The sequence below is a fragment of the Mesorhizobium sp. M4A.F.Ca.ET.050.02.1.1 genome, assembly GCF_003997725.1.
In the GTDB taxonomy this organism is placed as follows: domain Bacteria; phylum Pseudomonadota; class Alphaproteobacteria; order Rhizobiales; family Rhizobiaceae; genus Mesorhizobium.
Genome location: NZ_RZSG01001423.1, coordinates 1 through 596, shown reverse-complemented (window position 1 = coordinate 596; position 596 = coordinate 1). Strand labels below are relative to the sequence as shown.

General features: G+C 60.1%; 2 protein-coding genes. One reads left to right on the top strand and one right to left on the bottom strand.

Going from position 1 to position 596, the window contains the following annotated elements:
- The coding region (locus tag EOA33_RS37930; protein ID WP_210212666.1) for a hypothetical protein at positions 1-323 on the top strand (323 nt) is incomplete at its 5' end.
- Here the strand turns inward: EOA33_RS37930 and EOA33_RS39610 are convergent.
- Positions 320-484 carry a hypothetical protein gene (locus EOA33_RS39610; protein ID WP_156752590.1) on the bottom strand — a complete coding sequence of 55 codons (165 nt, stop codon included), beginning with the start codon at positions 482-484 and terminating at the stop codon, positions 320-322. The genes EOA33_RS37930 and EOA33_RS39610 overlap by 4 nt on opposite strands.
- Positions 485-596 lie beyond the last annotated feature (112 nt).

The following is a 596-nucleotide window of genomic DNA, read 5'->3' as shown; positions in this document are numbered from 1 at the left end:
GCAACGGAGAGGCGCAAAAGGCGGAAGGAGTCGTGGATCTGGTCGCGGCGCACCGCCGCGCCATTTCAGCGCTGGAGTGTCTCGGGAAACGTTTGATGCACGCCGGAGAGGCCGAGGCGGCGCTGATCGGTCCGCGGCTTGACACTGCCATGAAGACCGAGACGGTTGTTCGACGGCAGGCAGCGATGGCGCCGGTGGCTAATGTCGGCGAGCTGAAAATCAAAGCCGCATATTTTAAGCGGCTCATCAACAACGGTTGGTGCGACGTGGATGCGGACGACCTGCAGGAACTGCTGCGGTCATTTGCCGAGTTGCCGATCTAAGAAAAGAGAGCGGAAATCCACGACATGAGCGCGTGCCATGCGGCATAGGTCAGCGCCGGCACCGCGATGATGGCGATGAATGCGAGCGCCCCGGCTATGGCACCGTGCGTGCGGCCCTCGACCGGGTAGTAATAACGGCTCGATTCATCTTCGTGGTTCATTGCTTGCGCTCCCCTGCCCGTCTCAGCAGAAGTTCAATGGGATGTTGAAACTTCGTCGCCCAGAGACCATCAGCTTTCATCTTCGCGTTGAGCTCAGCCACCAGATAGGTGG